Raw genomic sequence first — 16,357 nt, 5'->3', positions numbered from 1 at the left:
CCTATAGGTAGGTTGACGATATATGTAGTCGTATGACTGAACGCTCCATGCAGGAGCCCACGCTGCTGCTGCTCACCGCGCTGGCCGATGCCCCGCGGCACGGCTACGCGCTCATCCAGGAGATCGCCGCGATCTCCGACGGCCGGGTCAGGATGCGCACCGGCACGCTCTACGGGGCGCTCGACCGGCTGCTGGGCCAGGGCCTGATCGAGGTCGCCGCCGAGGAGGTGGTGGACGGCCGCGCCCGGCGCAGCTACGCGCTGACCGGGGCCGGCCGGGACGCGCTGGCCGCCGAGGCGGAGCGGCTGCGGGCGGTGGCCACCGAGGCCGAGCGCCGGCTCAGCAGGATCCGGTCGATGCTGCCGGGCAAGGCCGGGTCGCAGGGGCGGCCCGCGGCGGGGGGAGGCCTCTCATGAGCACGCCGGCGATCGGCGCGGCGCCCTCGGCGGTGCTGCGGGCCGCGCTCCAGCTCTACCCGGAGCGGTACCGCCGCGAGCGCGGCGAGGAACTGGCCGAGGTGTTCGCCGACACGACCGCGGCCGGCGGCCGGCTGGCGGTCGCCCGGGAGGTCCTCGGCCTGGCGGTGTACGGGCTGCGGGTGCGGCTCGGACTGACCGGGGCCTCGCCGGCCGGGCGGCTGCTGGCGCTGCTCGCGCCGATGCTCGCCGGGGCGGTGGCCGGGGCGGCGCTGGCGGCCTGGCTGACCACGGCGGACCGGGTCGCCAACCGGTTCGCCTGGGACGACTCGTTCGGGACCCGGTTCGCGATGTTCTGCCCGCCGGTGGCCGCCGCGCTGCTGGTGGTGGCGGCCCTCCTGGGACGGTGGGCGGCGGTGCGGGGCAGTGCGCTGATCCTGGGCGCGTCGGCGCTGTACGAGCTGGGGGGTGCCGTGTGGCACGACCTGGCGGACGCCGCGCTGTACCCCGGATTCGACCTGTGGTGGAGCGGCTACATCGGGATGGCCACGCTGCCGTTCGTCGGGGCCGCGCTGCTGCTGGTCGCGGCGCCGACCGACCTGCTGCCCCGGCCGACCTGGCGCACGGGCGGCCTGGTGCTGGCCTCGGTGGCGGTGGGCGCACTGCTGGAGGCGGCCCAGAACTGGGACGACACCAACTTCCCGCTGGACCTGGGGTGGGTCGTGGTGATGCTGATCGTGCCGCTGCTGCTGACCCTCGCCGGGCTGCGCGGGCGGATGGCGCCGGCGGCGGCGGGGGCGGCGGTGCTGGTGCTGACCGGCCCCGGCTGCCTGTTCAACATCTGGCGCGAGTCCCGCGGGGTGTCGCACCTGCTCCCGGTGGCGGCGCCGACGGTGGCCGTGCTGCTGCTGGTGGCGGTCGCGGTGCACCGGTTCGGGCGGCGGGAGGCGGTCGGGGCGGTCCAGGGGCCGGCCTGACCGGGAGGAGCGGGGAGGCCGTTTCCGGGTGACCGGAACGGCCTCCTCGGAGTTTCCGGGGGCGGACGGATGTGGCAGGCTGTCGAATATGTCTAGACCAATTTTCGAAGTCATCGCGCTGACGCCCCAGGACGCCCAGGCCGCCGAGTCGGGCGGCGCCGACCGGCTCGAACTGGTCACCGACATGGCCGCCGACGGGCTCACCCCGTCCGTCGAGGACTTCGGCCGGATCCGGGCCGCCGTCGGCATCCCGCTGCGGGTCATGCTGCGGATCCGGGACGGCTTCGCCCCCGGCGACGTGGACGGGCTGTGCGCCCGGGCCGCCGCGCTGCGGGCCGAGGGGGCCGAGGAGTTCGTCCTCGGCTTCCTCGACGCCGACGGCGCCGTCGACCTGGCCGCCACCACGGCCGTCGCCGGGGCGATCGCCGGCTGCCGCTGGACCTTCCACCGGGCCATCGACCACAGCGCCGACCGGGCCGCCCTGCGGGCCGCCGTCGGCGGGCTGCCCGGCCTGGACACCTTCCTCACCTCCGGCGCGGCCGCCGGGGTGGACGCCGGGCGCGAGGTGCTGTCGGCCGAGCTGGCCCGGGCCGGCGAGCCCGGCTACCGGCAGCGGATCCTGATCGGCGGCGGCCTGCGGGCCGAACACCTGAAGGAGCTGCGGGCGGAGGGCTTCGACGCCTTCCACGTCGGCGGCGCGGTGCGGGTCGACGGCTGGCGGACGCCGGTGGACGCGGCCAAGGTCGCCGAGTGGCGGGCGCTGATCGACGCCTGAGCGCCCGCGGCGGGCGCCGTACCGCGCGCCCGTGCCGAGCGCCGCGCTGAGAGCCCGTGCCGAGTGCCGCGTCGGGAGCCCGTGCCGAGCGCCCGCGGTGGCCGGCCGAGGGCGGCCACCGGGCGAGAGGGCCGGTCCCCGGACCGGCCCTTTCGCGCGCTACCGCAACTGCTCCGGCAGCGGCTCGCCGTGCAGCACCGTCAGCCCGGAGACGGCACGGGTCAGCGCCACGTACAGCCGCCGCAGGCCGGTCCGCTCGTCCGGCTCCCCGGCGATCACCGCGGCCGGCTCGTCCAGCACCACGTAGTCGTACTCCAGGCCCTTGGCCAGCGAGGCCGGGACGAGGGTGAGCCGGGCCTCCGCGCTGGTCTCGGCGCCGGGGGAGAGGTGCGGCAGGCCCGCGGCGGTCAGCGCCTCGGCGAGCCGCGGGATGCGGGCGTCGGCGGCGATCAGGCCGGTCGAGCCCTCGTGCCCCAGCGCCTCCCGGCAGGCCGCCAGGACCGCCTCCGTGGTGTCCTCGTCGGCGACCCGGCGGATCGTCAGCGAGCCCGGGGCCTCGCGGACCGAGGAGGCCGGGGCCAGGCCGGGGGCGATCGCCGGGAGCAGCCGGGAGGCGTACGCGATGACCTCCTCCGGCACCCGGAAGCCCTTGGTCAGCTCCTCGATGTGCGCCTCCGGCTTGCCCAGGTGGCGCAGCGCCTCCGGCCAGCTCGCCGTCGCCCACGGGGTGGTGCCCTGGGCGAGGTCGCCGAGGACGGTCGCCGAGCCGGTGGTGCAGCGCCGGCCCACCGCGCGGTACTGCATCGGGGAGAGGTCCTGGGCCTCGTCCAGCACCACGTGCCCCAGCGAGGGGGTGCGCTGCACCAGGTCGGTCGCCTCGTCCACCAGGACGGCGTCGGCCGCCGTCCAGCGGGCGGTCCGCACCGAGCGGTCGGGCTTGGGCCGGAGCACCGCCTGCTGCTCCTCCGGCGTCAGCACGCCCTCGGCGCACGCGGCCAGGAACTCCGGCTCGCAGAGCAGCCGCAGGACGACCTTCGCCGGATCCACGGCCGGCCAGCACTCCTTGACCACCGCCTTGACGGCGCTGTTGCGGGCCACCGCGTCCTGCACCCGGTCGTCCGGGGCCTCGCCGCCCTGCTCCATCTTCAGCAGCACGGCGTGCGCGATGCGCTGCGGGAGGGCGTCCCGCGCCGCGCCGTAACGGACCTCACGGCCCTTCAACTCCTCGATGATCTCGGCCAGTTCGTACACCGGCACGCGCCAGCGGCGGGAACCGCGGACCACCACGCAGGGCTCGGTGGGCAGGGTGATGCCCGAGCGCACCGCCCGGCGCAGCACCTCGGCCATCCGGGCGTCGCCCTTCAGCCGGGCCGCCCGCGGGTCGTCCTCGCCCCTCACCTCGACGTGCCCGACCAGCTGCTGCACGGTGGCCTGGGCGACGTCCAGCTCGCCGAGGGCCGGGAGCACCTGCTCGATGTAGGACAGGAAGGCGTTGTTCGGCCCGATCACCAGGGTGCCGGTGCGGGCGAGGCGCTCGCGGTGCGCGTACAGCAGGTAGGCGACGCGGTGCAGGCCGACGGCGGTCTTCCCGGTGCCGGGCGCCCCCTGGACGCAGATGGTGCCCGTGATGTCGGAGCGGACGATCTCGTCCTGCTCCGGCTGGATGGTGGCGACGATGTCGCGCATCGGGCCGACGCGGGGCTTCTCGATCTCGGCGGCCAGCAGGGCGGAGGCGGTGTCGTCCTCGGCCGGATCGCTGAGGTGCTCGTCCTCGTAGGCGGTGAGCTCGCCGCCGGTGTAGCCGAAGCGGCGACGGCGCTCGACGTCCATCGGCGCGGTGCGGCTGGCCCGGTAGAACGGCTGGGAGACCGGCGCGCGCCAGTCGATCACCATCGGGTCGCCGTCGGCGTCGTGGACGTGCCGGCGGCCGATGTAGAAGTTCTCCCCGCCTCCGCCCTCGCTCAGTTCCTCGCTGATCGCGTGGAGGTAGTCGAGGCGGCCGAAGAACAGCGGGGTGTGCGAGAGGTCGGCCAGTGCGGCGATCCTGGCCTCGATCTGGTTCTGGAGCACGAGGGCGGTGACCCAGGTGCCGGTCACGTCGCGGATGTCGAGCGACTCGACGTCCTCGCGCATGGCGCGCAGCGCGGCCCGGGACGCGGCCAGGTGGTCGCGTTCGCGCTGGAGGGGGTCGGTGATGGGGGTGGCGGGCACAGCGAACCTTCCCGGCTGCCCCGGTGGCGGGCGCAGCGGATCGTAGGAGCTCACGGTGGGCACGCCGACCGGTTGCCGTGCGGTCGGCACCTCCCCCGGCTGCCTGCGGGACTTCAGCAGGTACCACGGTTCGGGAGGGGGCAGACGGACGATCCTAGACCCGTCCGCCCGGCGGTTCCAGCCCGGCGGCTCCCGGGGCGGGCCCCTGCGGCGTCTGGGGGTTCCTCCCCACGGTGTCTCGGGGTTCCTCCCTGCGGGGCGTCGGGGGCCGCCGTACACCGGCAGGACGACCCGTGCACCTGCGGATACGGCCTTTGGAGTGATGCCGTCGGCCGTCCGGGTGCCTACCGTTGAAGACATGAGCACCACGAACCGCATCCCCCGATCCGGCCCGGCCGGCGCCACCGCCGTCTCCGGGCGTCACCGCAATCCGCTGAGCACCGTCGTGCGCAACGTCGGCATCGCCCTGGACACCGCCGCGCGCGTGATCTTCCTCGGGCGCGACGGTGTCCGGTACTGAACGCGACGGTGTCCGGTACGGAACCGGTGCCGGACAGCCGTCCTACAGCACGTCGTCCGCGTCGATGATCCGGTACGCGTAGCCCTGCTCGGCCAGGAAGCGCTGCCGGTGGGCGGCGAAGTCCTGGTCCACGGTGTCGCGGGCGACCACCGAGTAGAAGTGCGCCGCGTGGCCGTCCGCCTTCGGGCGCAGCACCCGGCCGAGGCGCTGGGCCTCCTCCTGGCGGGAGCCGAAGGTCCCGGAGACCTGGATGGCCACGGTGGCCTCGGGCAGGTCGATCGAGAAGTTCGCGACCTTGGAGACCACCAGGACGCCGATCTCCTTGTTCCGGAAGGCGTCGAAGAGCTTCTCGCGCTGGGCGTTGCTGGTCTCGCCCTTGATAACCGGGGCGTCCAGGGCCTCGCCGAGCTCGTCCAGCTGGTCGATGTACTGGCCGATGATCAGCGTCTGGTCCTTCTCGTGCTTCCTGACCAGCGCCTCCACCACCCGCCGCTTGGTGGCCGTGGTGGCGCAGAAGCGGTAGCGCTCCTCCGGCTCGGCGGTCGCGTAGGCGAGCCGCTCGGAGTCGGTCAGGGTGACCCGCACCTCGCAGCAGTTGGCGGGCGCGATGTAGCCCTGGGCCTCGATCTCCTTCCACGGCGCGTCGAAGCGCTTGGGGCCGATCAGGCTGAACACGTCGCCCTCGCGGCCGTCCTCGCGCACCAGCGTGGCGGTCAGGCCGAGCCGGCGGCGGGCCTGGAGGTCGGCGGTGAACTTGAACACCGGCGCGGGCAGCAGGTGCACCTCGTCGTAGACGACCAGGCCCCAGTTGCGGGCGTCGAACAGCTCCAGGTGGGCGTAGACGCCCTTCCGCTTGGTCGTCATCACCTGGTAGGTGGCGATGGTGACCGGGCGGATCTCCTTCTTCGTCCCGCTGTACTCGCCGATCTCGTCCTCGGTGAGCGAGGTGCGCTTGACCAGCTCGTGCTTCCACTGGCGGGCCGAGACGGTGTTGGTGACCAGGATCAGCGTGGTCGACTTGGCGTGCGCCATCGCGGCCGCGCCGACCAGCGTCTTGCCGGCGCCGCAGGGCAGCACGACCACGCCCGAGCCGCCGTGCCAGAAGCCCTCGACGGCCTGCGCCTGGTACGGGCGCAGCTGCCAGCCGTCCTCGTCCAGGTCGATCGGGTGCGCTTCGCCGTCCACGTAGCCGGCGAAGTCCTCGGCGGGCCAGCCGAGTTTGAGCAGCACCTGCTTGATCTGCCCGCGCTCGGAGGGGTGCACCACCACGGTGTCGGGGTCGACCCGGGCGCCGACCAGCGGGACGATCTTCTTCGAGCGCAGCACCTCCTCCAGCACCGGCCGGTCGGTGGTGGTGAGCACCAGCCCGTGGGTCGGGTGCTTGAGCAGCTGGAGGCGGCCGTACCGGCCCATGGTGTCCGCCACGTCCACCAGCAGCGCGTGCGGCACCGGGTAGCGCGAGTACGTCACCAGGGCGTCCACCACCTGCTCGGCGTCGTGCCCGGCCGCCCGTGCGTTCCACAGGCCGAGCGGCGTCACCCGGTACGTGTGCACGTGCTCGGGCGCCCGCTCCAGCTCGGCGAACGGCGCGATGGCGCGACGGCAGTCGCCGGCCTTGGGGTGATCGATCTCCAGGAGAAGAGTTTTGTCGCTCTGGACGATGAGCGGTCCGTCGTTCACGCGGGGAAGCCCTCCACTGGCTGACAGGGTGGATTGACGCAGACCCTCCAGTGTCGCGCATTCCGCCGGGAGCGTGGGCGGGCCCGGTTCCGGGCGGCTACTTCCACTCGTAGAACTTGCCGGTGATCTTGCCTCCGGCGTCCGTCTCGAACTCGAAGACGCCGACGACGCCGTTGAGGCGCTCCAGGGCTGGCGAGGCGGTGGAGAAGAAGATCGCGCCGCGGAAGCTGGTGCCTCCGCCGTCGGTGAAGTGGCCGATGCCGCTGCCGTGCCAGCCGACGCCCTGGCCGTCGGCGGTCATGTCGACGCCCTGGCCCTCGCCGAACAGGGAGCCGTCGGAGCGCAGTTCGGATTCGTAGGTGGCGATGGTGCTGACGGCGGTGCCGTAGTAGCTGCCGGTGCCCTTGATGGACACCTCGACGACCGGGTGCCCGTCTCCGGCGGAGAGGACGCGTCGGCCGGTCTCCTCGGCCTGGATCTCACCGATCAATTCGCCGAGCATGGTGGGTGCCTCCTTGTCGGAATCCCCTGCTTCCGGACTACGCCGATGGGACCGGCCCGTCAATTACTTCGAGTGACCACGGCGCGTACTCGCTCGTTGAGCTGGCCATGAAGAAGTCGAAGCGTGTTCTCACCGCCCTCGCCCTGATGGGCTCGGCCTTCGCGGCCACCGCCTCCTCGGCCGGTTCGGCCCACGCCCTCGCGGGCATCGGCGAGGGGCCCGGCGGCCTGCTCGCGGCGCCCGGGTTCCTGCTGGCGGACACCGTCACCGGGGGCTCGATGCCGGTCGGGCAGGGGCAGATCGGCAGCCTGGCGGACAAGGCCGTCCAGGACAAGATGAAGGAGGCGCAGCAGGGGCACTGAGGCCCCGGACTCACTCGTCGAGTTCCGCGACGCCGGTGATGCGGTGCAGGGCGAAGGTGCGGAGTTCGTCGGCGTGGTGGTCGAAGGCGGTGACGAAGCCGCCTTCGACCTTGACCGGGTCGATGATGCGCTGGCTGGCGATGCCCTCGGCGTTGAGGTAGCCGATCCACATGCGCTCGCCGAGCAGGACGGCCGTCTGCAGGGCGGCCAGCGTCTCGGCGGCGGCGGTGCGGGGGAGCCGGCGCGGGTCGGAGGCGGGATCGCGGCGGGTGGCGGTGGCCGCGCGGTCGCCGGCCCGGATGGCCTTGATGGCGGCCGCGAGCAGGGTGTCGTCGGGCGCGGGCGGGCCGTCGGGGACGGGCACGGGGGCCGTCCGGGGCGGGGTGCGGTGGCTGTCCGGGCGGGTGATCAGCACGTCGCCCTCGGCGGATTCGGCGGCCGGTGCGTAGCCCATGGTGCGCAGGGCCGCGAGCAGCACGTCCGGGGCGGCCTGGGAGGCGAGGACGGTGGGGGCGAGCAGCCGCAGCCGCAGGTCGGCGGAGCGGCGGTCGGCGAGCACCTCGCCGAGCAGGGACGGGTCGTCGCAGCGCAGGTAGGAGGAGGCGGCGCCGACCCGCAGGACGCCGTGCCGGCGGGCGACGTCGTCGATCAGGTAGGCGAGCGGCTGCGGGACGGGCGTGCGGCTGTGCTGCTCCAGGAAGGACCGCAGGTCGGTGGCGGTGCGGCCGGCGTCGAGGGCGCGGCGCACCGAGGCCGGGGTGAAGCGGTAGACGGTGGCGCCGCCCTTGGACTCGATGTCGGCGCACAGGGCGAGGGCCTGGGCGAGCGGGGTGAGCAGCGGGCCGGGGGCGATCGCGGTGAGGTCCGGCTGGAGGATCACGTGGTCCAGCGGCTGGGGGAGCAGCGGGGCGAGCACCTCGGCCGGGTCGGACTCGGCGGTGAGCAGGGCGCGGGCGGGGGCGGCCAGGGCGCCGCGGCCGGTGATGCCGAGGAGTTCGGCCTCGTCGAGGGTCCAGGCGGTGAGCTCGTCGCGCAGTTCGCGGCCGTCCGGGCCGGTGGGGCCGCCGCGCAGCGGGCGCTGCCAGCGCAGGGTGGGCAGCAGTTCCTCGGCGGTGGCCGGGGTGCCCGGCGGGAGTTCCGCGAGCAGGGCGAGGGCGGCGCGGCGGACGGAGGGGGCGAGGGTGCGGTCGAGTTCGGGGCCGAGGGCGGCGCGCGGCTTGCCCCGGCCGTCCGCGGTGCCGGTGAGGGCGGGGACGCGGGTGGCGGCGAGCCAGGCGGAGGCCAGCACGGACCAGCGCTCGGCGGTGTCCAGGTGCAGCCAGGTGTCGTACCCCGGGGTGGGGGCCCAGCGTTCGTCCACCTCGCCGTCGGGGGCCAGCAGCCCCGCGGTGTAGGCGAGTTCGAGCCAGAAGGCGGTCTGCCGCTCGGTGCTCTCCAGGGCCTGGGCGGTGCGCTTGAGGTCGCGCACGCCGAGGCCGCCGGCGCGCAGGGTCAGCGGCGGGGTGAGGCCCCAGCCGTCCAGCAGTTCCTCGACGGTCTTGACCGCGGTGTGCGCCTGGCCGGCCGCGGCGCCGTCCACGGCCCGGGGGTCGCGCGGGGCGGCGGCGGGCGCGGGCTCGGGCTGGACCGGCTCGACGGTGCGGTGGGTGCGGCCGCCGCGCAGGTGCAGGGCGAGTTCGCGGGGCAGCACGACGCTGCCGGGACTGTTGGGCAGCAGCAGACCGCGGGCGAGCAGCCACTCGACCGGGCTCTGGGCGTCCTCGGCGGTGACCGGGCGGGCGGCGTCCGGGACGGTGCCGGTGGGCGGGCCCCAGACCAGCCGTTCCAGCAGCCGCCGCGCGGCCTCGGGCGCGGTGTCGAGCAGTGCCGCGCAGCGGGTGCGGTCGGTGAGCAGTGCGGTGAGCGCGGCGACGGCGCTGACCGGGTCCGGGGTGGCGGGCTGCCCGGCGGAGGCGAGCAGCTGCTGCAGCCGGGCCGGGGACATGCCGATGGTGGCGTCGGCGAGGGTGGGGCCGAGGCCGGTGCGGCCCGGGTTGCCGGTGGTCGGGGCGAGCGCCTCGCGGACGGCGAGGACCAGCCGCAGCCCGTTGTCCGGGCCCCAGAGCAGCGCCCGGTCGCGCAGGGTGGCGATCGCGCGCGGCAGGGCGGTGGCGACGGCGGACCGGTCGGCGGGGGTGAGCGGGGTCGCGCCGGGGTGCGGCTTGACCTTCGCCGGGCCGGTCAGCAGCGTGCGGACGGTGCTCAGCGAGGTGCCGTCCGGGGCGGTGGCCAGCGCCTCGGCGACCTGGAGGGTGAAGCGGTCGAGCCGCTCCAGGGCGCGCAGCGCGGAGGCGCGCGAGGAGAGCCGGGCAGACAGCTGGGTGAGGTCGCCGGGGACGGGGTTCAGCAGGTCGGGGCGGGAGCGGAGCAGGGCGGCGAGCGCGTCGTCCGGACGGGCGCGCAGTTCCTCGGCGAGGGTGCGCGGGCCGGAGGCGGACCTGCTCCGGCGTTGAGGGCCCTGCTGTGTGGTCATTCGACCTAGGTTAGTCGGGCGCGGGGACGACGGGGTGTCCCTCGGCCCGCCGCACCCGCGGCGCACCGCAGGACCCGCGGACGGACTCGCGCGGGCGGGGGCGGGGTGGGTAGCGTCACGCCGAGGGCGGTTCGGTGGGCGGCCGGTACGGGCGAGGCGGGGTGGTCGGTGATGACGGACGGCGAGTGGTGGCGCAAGAGCGGGCCGTGGAGCGAGCGTTCGGGCGGCGGCCCGGAGGCCGACGCGGGCTCCGGTTCCGGCGGCGCCGCGGAGGCTCCGTCCGCCTCCTCCTCCGCTCCCGCCTCCTCCTCCGCTCCCGTCCCCGCCCCGGGGCCCGTGCCGGACTTCGACCCCGACAGCGTGTACGACCCGCCGGCGCCGAGCGCGGCCGGCATCCCGTCCGTACCGCTGGACCCGCCGGACCTGGCCACCGCCGAGGCGCGGGCGCACGCGATCCCGCCGCCCACGGTGTCGAGCACCGGCCCGTGGACGATGACCCTCTTCGACTTCTCGGACGGGCCGCGGCCCGCGCCGAAGCCCATCCCCGAGCAGCGCACCGGGGAGGAGGCCGAGCCCGCGCCGGAACCGGCGGTGCCCGCCGCCGACCTGAAGAAGAAGCGGCGCAGGGGCCGGATCGAGCAGGCCCCGGCGGCGGCCGCCGCCCCTGCCGGGAAGGCCGCGGGCAAAGCGAAGGGGAAGGCGAAGGCGAAGGGCCATGGCCAGGAGGCGCAGAAGGACGCGCCCGCCCGCAAGCCCTCCCCGCTGATCCTGCTCTCCTGCGGCCTGCTGGTCGGCGGCGCGGTCTCCGGCTTCTTCCCGGCCATGCTGGCCGGCTGGGGCCTCGGCTACCTGTCCCGCCAGATCTCCGACCTGATGCGCAAGTTCGTGATCCTCGGCATTCCGCTGGTCACGATGAGCGCGACCACCCTCTACTCCATGCGGCAGGCCAAACAGGCCGGGGGGCAGGGCGGCGGCCTCCAGTCGGGCTCGCCGCTGGGCCAGATCAGCTGGTCGTCGGCCCCGAACGTGCTGCGGCTGGCCGCGGTGCTGTCGGCGGTGGTCCTGCTGCTGCTCGCCGTGCGCCGCCGCCCGCCGCAGCAGCAGGGCTGAGCCGGGGGCGGGCGGGGGCGGCCGCCGGGTGACGGCCGTTCGCGGCTCGGCGGCTCCATGGTTCGTGAACTCACGGCTCGTGCGCTCATGGCCCGTGCGCTCACGGCCCGGGTGACGCGGCCGCCGCGGCGGGCCGGGCGTCAGTCGTCGGCGAGGTGGACGAGGCGGTGGAAGGTCGCCGGGTCGCCGAGGTGGCCGACGATCCAGTGCGCGACGGTGGCGCGGGTGGCGGTGCCGGCGCGGGGAAGCGGCCGGTCGTAGGAGATCTGCGGGCCCACGGACGGCGGTCCGTCCTTGAGCATCGGCACCCGGACGACCGTCCAGGCGGTGTCGGAGCCGGCGAGCACCGCCTCCATCCGGGCGAGGTCGTGATGGATCTCCCGGTACAGCCGGTCGACCACCAGCCTGCTCACCACCCGCTGGGCGAACGGGAGCCGGCTGGTGTCCAGGCCCGCCGAGCTCATCGTCACCAGGTGCCGGACGCCGCCGTCCCGGACCGCCGCGGTCAGCTCCCGGGCGCCGTCGGAGAAGACGGTGGTGGCCCCGCGGCCGGTGCTGCCGAGGGTGGCGACGACGGCGTCCTGGCCGTTCAACGGGCCGTGCAGGGAGCCGGGTTCGCCGACGTCGGCCCGCGCGGTGAGCGCGCTGCCGTGCGTGTGCGCCGGTAGCCGGGCGGGGTCGCGGGCGACGGCGGTGACGGTGTGTCCGGCCGCCAGTGCGAGGTCGACCACCAGGCGGCCGGTGCGTCCGGTGGCGCCCACGACTGCGATCCTCATCGGTTCCTCCTCAGGATTCCGGGACTCGGACGGTCCGGGGTCGGTGCTTGTCATTCATTCAGACGGACTGTATGAATGAAATCAAGTGAACCACAGCACACCGCGAGTGCAAGTCCAAAGGAGCGATGGGACATGGGAGTTCTGCAGGCTCGGTACCCCGATCTGGCCGACCGGGTGGTCGTGATCGCCGGCGGCAGCCGCGGCATCGGTGCGGAGACCGCCCGCGCCTTCGCCCGGCAGGGTGCGGCCGTCGCCGTCCTCGGCCGCGACGAGGCAGCGCTGAAGGAGGTGGCCGGGGAGCTGCGGGCGGAGGGCGCCCGGGCGCTCGGGCTGGTCGCCGACTGCACGGACGCGACGGCGCTCGGCTCCGCCGCCGCCCGGATCGAGCAGGACCTCGGCCCGGTCGACGTCCTGGCCGCCTTCGCCGGCGGCGACGGCTACCCGGTGCCGACCGTCCGCGAGACCGAGGAGCACTGGCGGGCCGTGCTGGACGGCAACCTCACCGCCACCTTCCTCACCGTCCAGGCCTTCCTGCCCGGCCTGCTGGCCCGCGGCAGCGGTTCGATCGTCACCATGGCCTCCACGGCGGGCCGGCTGCCCAGCGGCGCCTCCGCCGCCTACGCCACGGCCAAGGCGGGCGTGCTGATGTTCACCCGGCACCTCGCCCTGGAGGTCGCCGGTGAGGGCGTGCGGGTCAACGCCGTCGCGCCGGGTGCCGTCCGTACCGAGCGGACGGCGGCGCAGATGCCGCCCGAGGTGCAGGCCGCGGTCGCCGCCGCGCACCCGCTGGGCCGCCTCGGCGAGCCGGTGGACATCGCCTCGGCCGTGCTCTTCCTGGGCTCGGACGCGTCCTCCTGGATCACCGGGCAGACCCTGGACGTCAGCGGCGGGCGGGTCATGCTCTGAGCGGCCGGGCCGTCCCGGCGGGCGCCGGGGCGGCCCCGCCCGGGTGAACCGATCGGCGATACTGCCAGTTCACGCGGACGAGCGGAACGAGTGGAGGCGAGCGGGATGAGCCCCCGGTCCTACCGGATGGGACAGCGGCAGGCGGAGGTCGACGAGACCCGCGCCCGGATCGTCGCGGCCGCCCGCGCGCACCTGGCCGAGACCGGCGGGGTCTCGCTGGACGCCGTCGCCCGCCGCGCGGACGTCGCCCGGGCGACCGTCTACTACCAGTTCGGCTCCAAGGCGGGCCTGCTGGAGGCGGTCTGCGACGCCCTCGCCGCGCAGGGCGGCATGGCCGGGCTCGCCGAGGCCTTCACCCTGGCCGACCCCTGGGCGGCGGTGGACCGCTTCGTCGAGGTGATGGGCGGCTTCTGGGCGGTCGACCGGGTCTGCACCCGGCGGCTGCGGGCCCTCGCCGCGCTCGACGAGGAGGTGGGCCGGGTCATCGCCGACCGCGACGCCCGCCGCCGCGAGGGTGCCGCCGTCCTGGCCGGCCGGCTGCCCGCGGCCCCGCCGGACGCGGCGAGCCTGCTCTTCGTCCTCACCGCCTTCGAGACCTACGACGCGTTGGAGGCGGAGGCGGAGGCGGAGGCGGCGACGGCGACGGCGACGGGGACGGAGATGGGGACGGAGGCGGCGGGCACGCCGGACGGCGGCGGTCGTGGTGGTGGTCCGACCGCGGCCACCCCGGCCGTCATCCGTCTGGTCCGCGCCGCGCTCGGTGGGCCGGTGGAGCGGCCGTAGCGGCTCCGGGGCCGCGCCCCGGCGGCCGCCCCGGTCAGCCGGCCTGCCGCGCGGCCATGCCGAGGATCCCGGCGGTGACCGTCGCCGGGTCGTCGGTGGGCAGCGAGTGTCCCGCGCCGGGGACGATCTCGACCCGGGCGGCGGGCACCAGCCGGTGCAGGCGGTCGGCGACGGCCCGGGAGTCGTGCAGGGCGCTGCGTTCGCCGAGGAGGAAGAGGGCGGGGGCGGTGAGTCGGCCGAGTTCCTCGTCGGTGAGGGTGGCGGCCGGGGGCAGCCGGCGGCGGAAGCCCATCGAGGCGCGGACCAGGGCCATCAGTTCGGTCTCCAGGACGGCGCTGTTGCCGACCATTCGGGCCAGCCTGGGGCGCAGCGGTCGCGGCGCCATGGCGGCGAGGCCGCCGAGGATCATCCAGGTGTAGAAGCGGCGGTCCAGGTCGGCCAGGCCCGCCGTGTCGACCAGGGTGAGGCCGGCGGTCCGGCCGGGGTGGTGGATCTGGTGGTTGAGGGCGATCCAGCCGCCGTAGGAGCAGCCGACCAGGTGGGCGGTGGGCACGTCGAGGGCGGTGAGCAGGTCCTCCAGCCAGGCGGCGGCGTCGCGGCCGTCCGCGATGGGGGCGCTCTGCACGCTGGCGCCCGGTTCGCCGACGGTGTCCACGGCGATCACGGGGTGCTGTGCGGCGAGGGTGTCGAGGTAGCCGTGCCACATCAGCGCGTTGCCGCCGGAGCCGGGCAGCAGCACGATCGGCCGTCCTTCGGCGGGGCCGGTGCGGTAGACGCGGGTGGTGCCGTAGCCGGTGGGGACGTCGAGCGGCGTCCACGGCCGGGGCCGCAGTTCGGTCAGCGCGCGCTCGTAGGCGGTGCGGAAGCGGGCTTCGGCCTTGCCGTTCCTGAACTCGCTGATTCGCATGGTACATGTGTATCACATGCATGATACGGGTGTACCAGGAGAGCGGGTCGGACGTACGGAGGCCGGAACATGACCGCGAAGGTCGACCACGAGGAACGCCGCCGGCAGATCGCCGAGGCCCTGCTGCGCATCGCCGACACCCAGGGCCTGCAGGCCGCCAGCATGCGGGCGGTCGCGACGGAGGCCGGCGTCTCCCTGCGACTCGTGCAGTACTACTTCACGACCAAGGAGGGCCTGCTCCTGGATGCCCTGGCCAGGCTCGGCACCCAGCTCCAGGCCCGGATGGAGCAGTGGATCGGCCCGGCGCGCGCCCCCCGGGAGGTGGTGACGGCGGTCCTGTCCTGCATCCTGCCGACGGACGCCGAGAGCCGCCGGATCACCAGGACGTACGCGGCGTACTACACGCTGGTCCTCGGCGACCCCGAGGTGCTGGAGAAGCAGGCCGTGCAGCCGCCGGCCGTGCTGGAGGGCTTCCTCGCCAAGCAGCTGCGCGCCGCGCAGCGGGCCGGGGAGATCGGGCCGGAGCGGGACGTCGACACGGTCGCGGCCGGGCTGCTGGCGATGGTCAACGGACTCGGCTCCAGCGTCCTGGGCGGCCAGCGCACCGGTGAGCAGGCGCTCGCGGTCCTCGCGTACCACCTGGACGAGCTGTTCGGGCGGCCGGCAGCCGGCTGAGGGTCCGCCCGCCGATCCCCGCCCCGCCGAATCGGCTCCCCGCCGAATCGCCTCCCCGCCGATCCCGGCGGCGGGCCGGCACCCCTCGCGGCACGGGGGTTAACACCCGTACGGGACGGGTGCTTTCCCCGTTCTGCGGGCGGGCCGGCCACCGCCAGACTCGGGGCATGCCCGCGCAGCCCGTGATGACGACCGAAGCGCCCGAAGCCCCCTCCCCCCGGCCGGGGAGCGGCGGCAGCGACTTCGCCCAGTTGACCCGCCGGATAGCCGCCGAGGGCCTGCTCGACCGGCGCCCCGGCTACTACGCCGTCCGCGTGGGCCTGGTGCTCGCCGCCTTCCTCGGCGGCTGGTACGCCCTGTTCGCGCTGGGCGACACCTGGTGGCAGCTCGGCCTGGCGGCGGCGATGTCCGTCGTCTTCGCCCAGATCGGCCTGCTCTCCCACGACCTGGCGCACCGCCAGGTCTTCGACCGGCGGCTGCCGAGCGAGATCGGCGGCCGGATCGCCGCCAACCTGCTGATGGGCATGAGCTACGGCTGGTGGATGAACAAGCACACCCGCCACCACGCCAACCCGAACCACGAGGAGCGGGATCCGGACGTCGCACCCGAACTCCTGGTGTGGTCCAAGCGGCAGGCCCGGCAGGCGAGCGGCCTCGCCCGGTTCATCGGCCGCCGGCAGGCGTACCTGTTCGTCCCGCTGCTCCTGCTGGAGGGCCTCAACCTCAGCTTCAACAGCTTCCGCGCGCTGCGCAGCCCCGTCATGAAGCGCCCGGTGCTGGAGGGCGTGCTGCTGGTGGTCCACTTCGCCGGCTACCTCGGCCTGGTGTTCGCCGCGCTCCCGGCCGGCAAGGCGGTCGCCTTCCTGGCCGTCCACCAGGCGCTGCTCGGGGTCTACCTGGGGTGCGTCTTCGCCCCGAACCACAAGGGCATGCTGATGGTGACGCCCGGGATGAAGCTCGACTTCCTGCGCCGCCAGGTGCTCACCTCGCGCAACGTCCGCGGCGGGGTGCTCATCGACTCGCTGATGGGCGGCCTCAACTACCAGGTGGAGCACCACCTGTTCCCCAGCATGCCGACCCCGGCGCTGGGGCGGGCCGCCCGGATCACCCGGGAGTTCTGCGCCGAGAAGGGCGTCCCGTACTGCGAGACCGGCCTGTTCCGTTCCTACCGGGAGATCTTCGCCCACCTGCACCGGGCCGGCGAGCCGCTCCGCTCCGACGGGTGACCGTCACCTCCGCCGCGGC

Annotated in this window: 16 protein-coding genes; 10 read left to right on the top strand and 6 right to left on the bottom strand. The window is 75.0% G+C overall.

The features are described from left to right. Positions 1-32: 32 nt before the first annotated feature. The 3 genes from ACFVGO_RS29510 (at position 33) to ACFVGO_RS29500 (ending at position 2,168) form a co-directional block, all read left to right on the top strand. Positions 33-416 (top strand): PadR family transcriptional regulator, encoded by a 384-nt coding sequence (locus tag ACFVGO_RS29510; protein ID WP_380349060.1) that lies wholly within the window; start codon positions 33-35, stop codon positions 414-416. Next, positions 413-1,393, top strand: coding sequence for a hypothetical protein (locus tag ACFVGO_RS29505; RefSeq protein ID WP_380349058.1), 981 nt, complete (start codon positions 413-415; stop codon positions 1,391-1,393). Before ACFVGO_RS29510 ends, ACFVGO_RS29505 begins: the two co-directional genes overlap by 4 nt. 88 nt (positions 1,394-1,481) lie before the next feature. After that, positions 1,482-2,168 (top strand): copper homeostasis protein CutC, encoded by a 687-nt coding sequence (locus tag ACFVGO_RS29500; RefSeq protein ID WP_380538292.1) that lies wholly within the window; start codon positions 1,482-1,484, stop codon positions 2,166-2,168. 159 nt (positions 2,169-2,327) lie between these two features. Here ACFVGO_RS29500 and ACFVGO_RS29495 read toward each other — a convergent pair whose 3' ends face one another. Further along, positions 2,328-4,379 carry a HelD family protein gene (locus tag ACFVGO_RS29495; protein WP_380349056.1) on the bottom strand — a complete coding sequence of 684 codons (2,052 nt, stop codon included), beginning with the start codon at positions 4,377-4,379 and terminating at the stop codon, positions 2,328-2,330. 358 nt (positions 4,380-4,737) lie between these two features. On the opposite strand from ACFVGO_RS29495, the gene ACFVGO_RS29490 reads away from it, so the two are divergent. Further along, the gene (locus ACFVGO_RS29490; RefSeq protein ID WP_359905820.1) at positions 4,738-4,899 is read left to right on the top strand and encodes a hypothetical protein; all 162 of its coding nucleotides are present in this window, start codon (positions 4,738-4,740) and stop codon (positions 4,897-4,899) included. Between the two features lie 42 nt (positions 4,900-4,941). On the opposite strand, the gene ACFVGO_RS29485 is transcribed toward ACFVGO_RS29490, so the two are convergent. Next, a complete protein-coding gene (locus ACFVGO_RS29485) occupies positions 4,942-6,579 on the bottom strand; it encodes a DNA repair helicase XPB (RefSeq protein ID WP_359905817.1) in 1,638 nt (545 codons plus the stop codon). Between the two features lie 97 nt (positions 6,580-6,676). Further along, positions 6,677-7,081, bottom strand: coding sequence for a hypothetical protein (locus tag ACFVGO_RS29480; protein ID WP_359905814.1), 405 nt, complete (start codon positions 7,079-7,081; stop codon positions 6,677-6,679). 107 nt (positions 7,082-7,188) lie between these two features. On the opposite strand from ACFVGO_RS29480, the gene ACFVGO_RS29475 reads away from it, so the two are divergent. Beyond that, on the top strand, positions 7,189-7,443 hold the full coding sequence (locus ACFVGO_RS29475; protein ID WP_049652328.1) for a hypothetical protein: 255 nt from the start codon (positions 7,189-7,191) through the stop codon (positions 7,441-7,443). A gap of 10 nt (positions 7,444-7,453) precedes the next feature. Here ACFVGO_RS29475 and ACFVGO_RS29470 read toward each other — a convergent pair whose 3' ends face one another. Beyond that, positions 7,454-9,955 (bottom strand): helicase-associated domain-containing protein, encoded by a 2,502-nt coding sequence (locus ACFVGO_RS29470; RefSeq protein WP_380635051.1) that lies wholly within the window; start codon positions 9,953-9,955, stop codon positions 7,454-7,456. A gap of 171 nt (positions 9,956-10,126) precedes the next feature. Here ACFVGO_RS29470 and ACFVGO_RS29465 point away from each other — a divergent pair, with 171 nt between their 5' ends. After that, entirely contained in the window at positions 10,127-11,065 is a 939-nt protein-coding gene (locus ACFVGO_RS29465; RefSeq protein WP_380635049.1) for a hypothetical protein, read from the top strand. 140 nt (positions 11,066-11,205) lie between these two features. Here the strand turns inward: ACFVGO_RS29465 and ACFVGO_RS29460 are convergent, their stop codons facing one another. After that, positions 11,206-11,841 carry an NAD(P)-binding oxidoreductase gene (locus ACFVGO_RS29460; protein ID WP_359905805.1) on the bottom strand — a complete coding sequence of 212 codons (636 nt, stop codon included), beginning with the start codon at positions 11,839-11,841 and terminating at the stop codon, positions 11,206-11,208. A gap of 132 nt (positions 11,842-11,973) precedes the next feature. Here ACFVGO_RS29460 and ACFVGO_RS29455 point away from each other — a divergent pair, with 132 nt between their 5' ends. Both ACFVGO_RS29455 and ACFVGO_RS29450 read left to right on the top strand, forming a co-directional pair. Further along, entirely contained in the window at positions 11,974-12,747 is a 774-nt protein-coding gene (locus tag ACFVGO_RS29455; protein ID WP_380635047.1) for an SDR family NAD(P)-dependent oxidoreductase, read from the top strand. A 105-nt stretch (positions 12,748-12,852) separates the two neighbouring features. After that, complete coding sequence (locus ACFVGO_RS29450) at positions 12,853-13,530, top strand: TetR/AcrR family transcriptional regulator (protein ID WP_380635045.1); 678 nt, start codon at positions 12,853-12,855, stop codon at positions 13,528-13,530. Positions 13,531-13,564: 34 nt separating this feature from the next. Here ACFVGO_RS29450 and ACFVGO_RS29445 read toward each other — a convergent pair whose 3' ends face one another. Next, positions 13,565-14,437 (bottom strand): alpha/beta fold hydrolase, encoded by an 873-nt coding sequence (locus ACFVGO_RS29445; protein WP_380349048.1) that lies wholly within the window; start codon positions 14,435-14,437, stop codon positions 13,565-13,567. Between the two features lie 69 nt (positions 14,438-14,506). Between ACFVGO_RS29445 and ACFVGO_RS29440 the strand changes: the two genes are divergently transcribed. Together ACFVGO_RS29440 and ACFVGO_RS29435 are read left to right on the top strand one after the other, a co-directional pair. Beyond that, on the top strand, positions 14,507-15,112 hold the full coding sequence (locus ACFVGO_RS29440) for a TetR/AcrR family transcriptional regulator (protein ID WP_380635042.1): 606 nt from the start codon (positions 14,507-14,509) through the stop codon (positions 15,110-15,112). A 185-nt stretch (positions 15,113-15,297) separates the two neighbouring features. Further along, positions 15,298-16,338 carry an acyl-CoA desaturase gene (locus ACFVGO_RS29435; RefSeq protein WP_359905877.1) on the top strand — a complete coding sequence of 347 codons (1,041 nt, stop codon included), beginning with the start codon at positions 15,298-15,300 and terminating at the stop codon, positions 16,336-16,338. Positions 16,339-16,357: the final 19 nt, after the last annotated feature.

The sequence above is a fragment of the Kitasatospora sp. NPDC057738 genome, from assembly GCF_042798815.1.
In the GTDB taxonomy this organism is placed as follows: Bacteria; Actinomycetota; Actinomycetes; order Streptomycetales; family Streptomycetaceae; genus Kitasatospora; species Kitasatospora lactacystinica.
The sequence above is the reverse complement of the archived record's forward strand: the minus strand, read 5'-3'. Positions and strand labels throughout refer to the sequence as shown.

What these genes read in the sequence shown, in the direction of transcription:
- ACFVGO_RS29510 (WP_380349060.1), top strand. Translation starts at nt 33, where the DNA reads ATGACTGAACGCTCCATGCAGGAGCCCACGCTGCTGCTGCTCACCGCG.
- ACFVGO_RS29505 (WP_380349058.1), top strand. Translation starts at nt 413, where the DNA reads ATGAGCACGCCGGCGATCGGCGCGGCGCCCTCGGCGGTGCTGCGGGCC.
- ACFVGO_RS29500 (WP_380538292.1), top strand. Translation starts at nt 1,482, where the DNA reads ATGTCTAGACCAATTTTCGAAGTCATCGCGCTGACGCCCCAGGACGCC.
- ACFVGO_RS29490 (WP_359905820.1), top strand. Translation starts at nt 4,738, where the DNA reads ATGAGCACCACGAACCGCATCCCCCGATCCGGCCCGGCCGGCGCCACC.
- ACFVGO_RS29480 (WP_359905814.1), bottom strand. Translation starts at nt 7,081, where the DNA reads ATGCTCGGCGAATTGATCGGTGAGATCCAGGCCGAGGAGACCGGCCGA.
- ACFVGO_RS29475 (WP_049652328.1), top strand. Translation starts at nt 7,189, where the DNA reads ATGAAGAAGTCGAAGCGTGTTCTCACCGCCCTCGCCCTGATGGGCTCG.
- ACFVGO_RS29470 (WP_380635051.1), bottom strand. Translation starts at nt 9,955, where the DNA reads ATGACCACACAGCAGGGCCCTCAACGCCGGAGCAGGTCCGCCTCCGGC.
- ACFVGO_RS29465 (WP_380635049.1), top strand. Translation starts at nt 10,127, where the DNA reads ATGACGGACGGCGAGTGGTGGCGCAAGAGCGGGCCGTGGAGCGAGCGT.
- ACFVGO_RS29460 (WP_359905805.1), bottom strand. Translation starts at nt 11,841, where the DNA reads ATGAGGATCGCAGTCGTGGGCGCCACCGGACGCACCGGCCGCCTGGTG.
- ACFVGO_RS29455 (WP_380635047.1), top strand. Translation starts at nt 11,974, where the DNA reads ATGGGAGTTCTGCAGGCTCGGTACCCCGATCTGGCCGACCGGGTGGTC.
- ACFVGO_RS29450 (WP_380635045.1), top strand. Translation starts at nt 12,853, where the DNA reads ATGAGCCCCCGGTCCTACCGGATGGGACAGCGGCAGGCGGAGGTCGAC.
- ACFVGO_RS29445 (WP_380349048.1), bottom strand. Translation starts at nt 14,437, where the DNA reads ATGCGAATCAGCGAGTTCAGGAACGGCAAGGCCGAAGCCCGCTTCCGC.
- ACFVGO_RS29440 (WP_380635042.1), top strand. Translation starts at nt 14,507, where the DNA reads ATGACCGCGAAGGTCGACCACGAGGAACGCCGCCGGCAGATCGCCGAG.
- ACFVGO_RS29435 (WP_359905877.1), top strand. Translation starts at nt 15,298, where the DNA reads ATGACGACCGAAGCGCCCGAAGCCCCCTCCCCCCGGCCGGGGAGCGGC.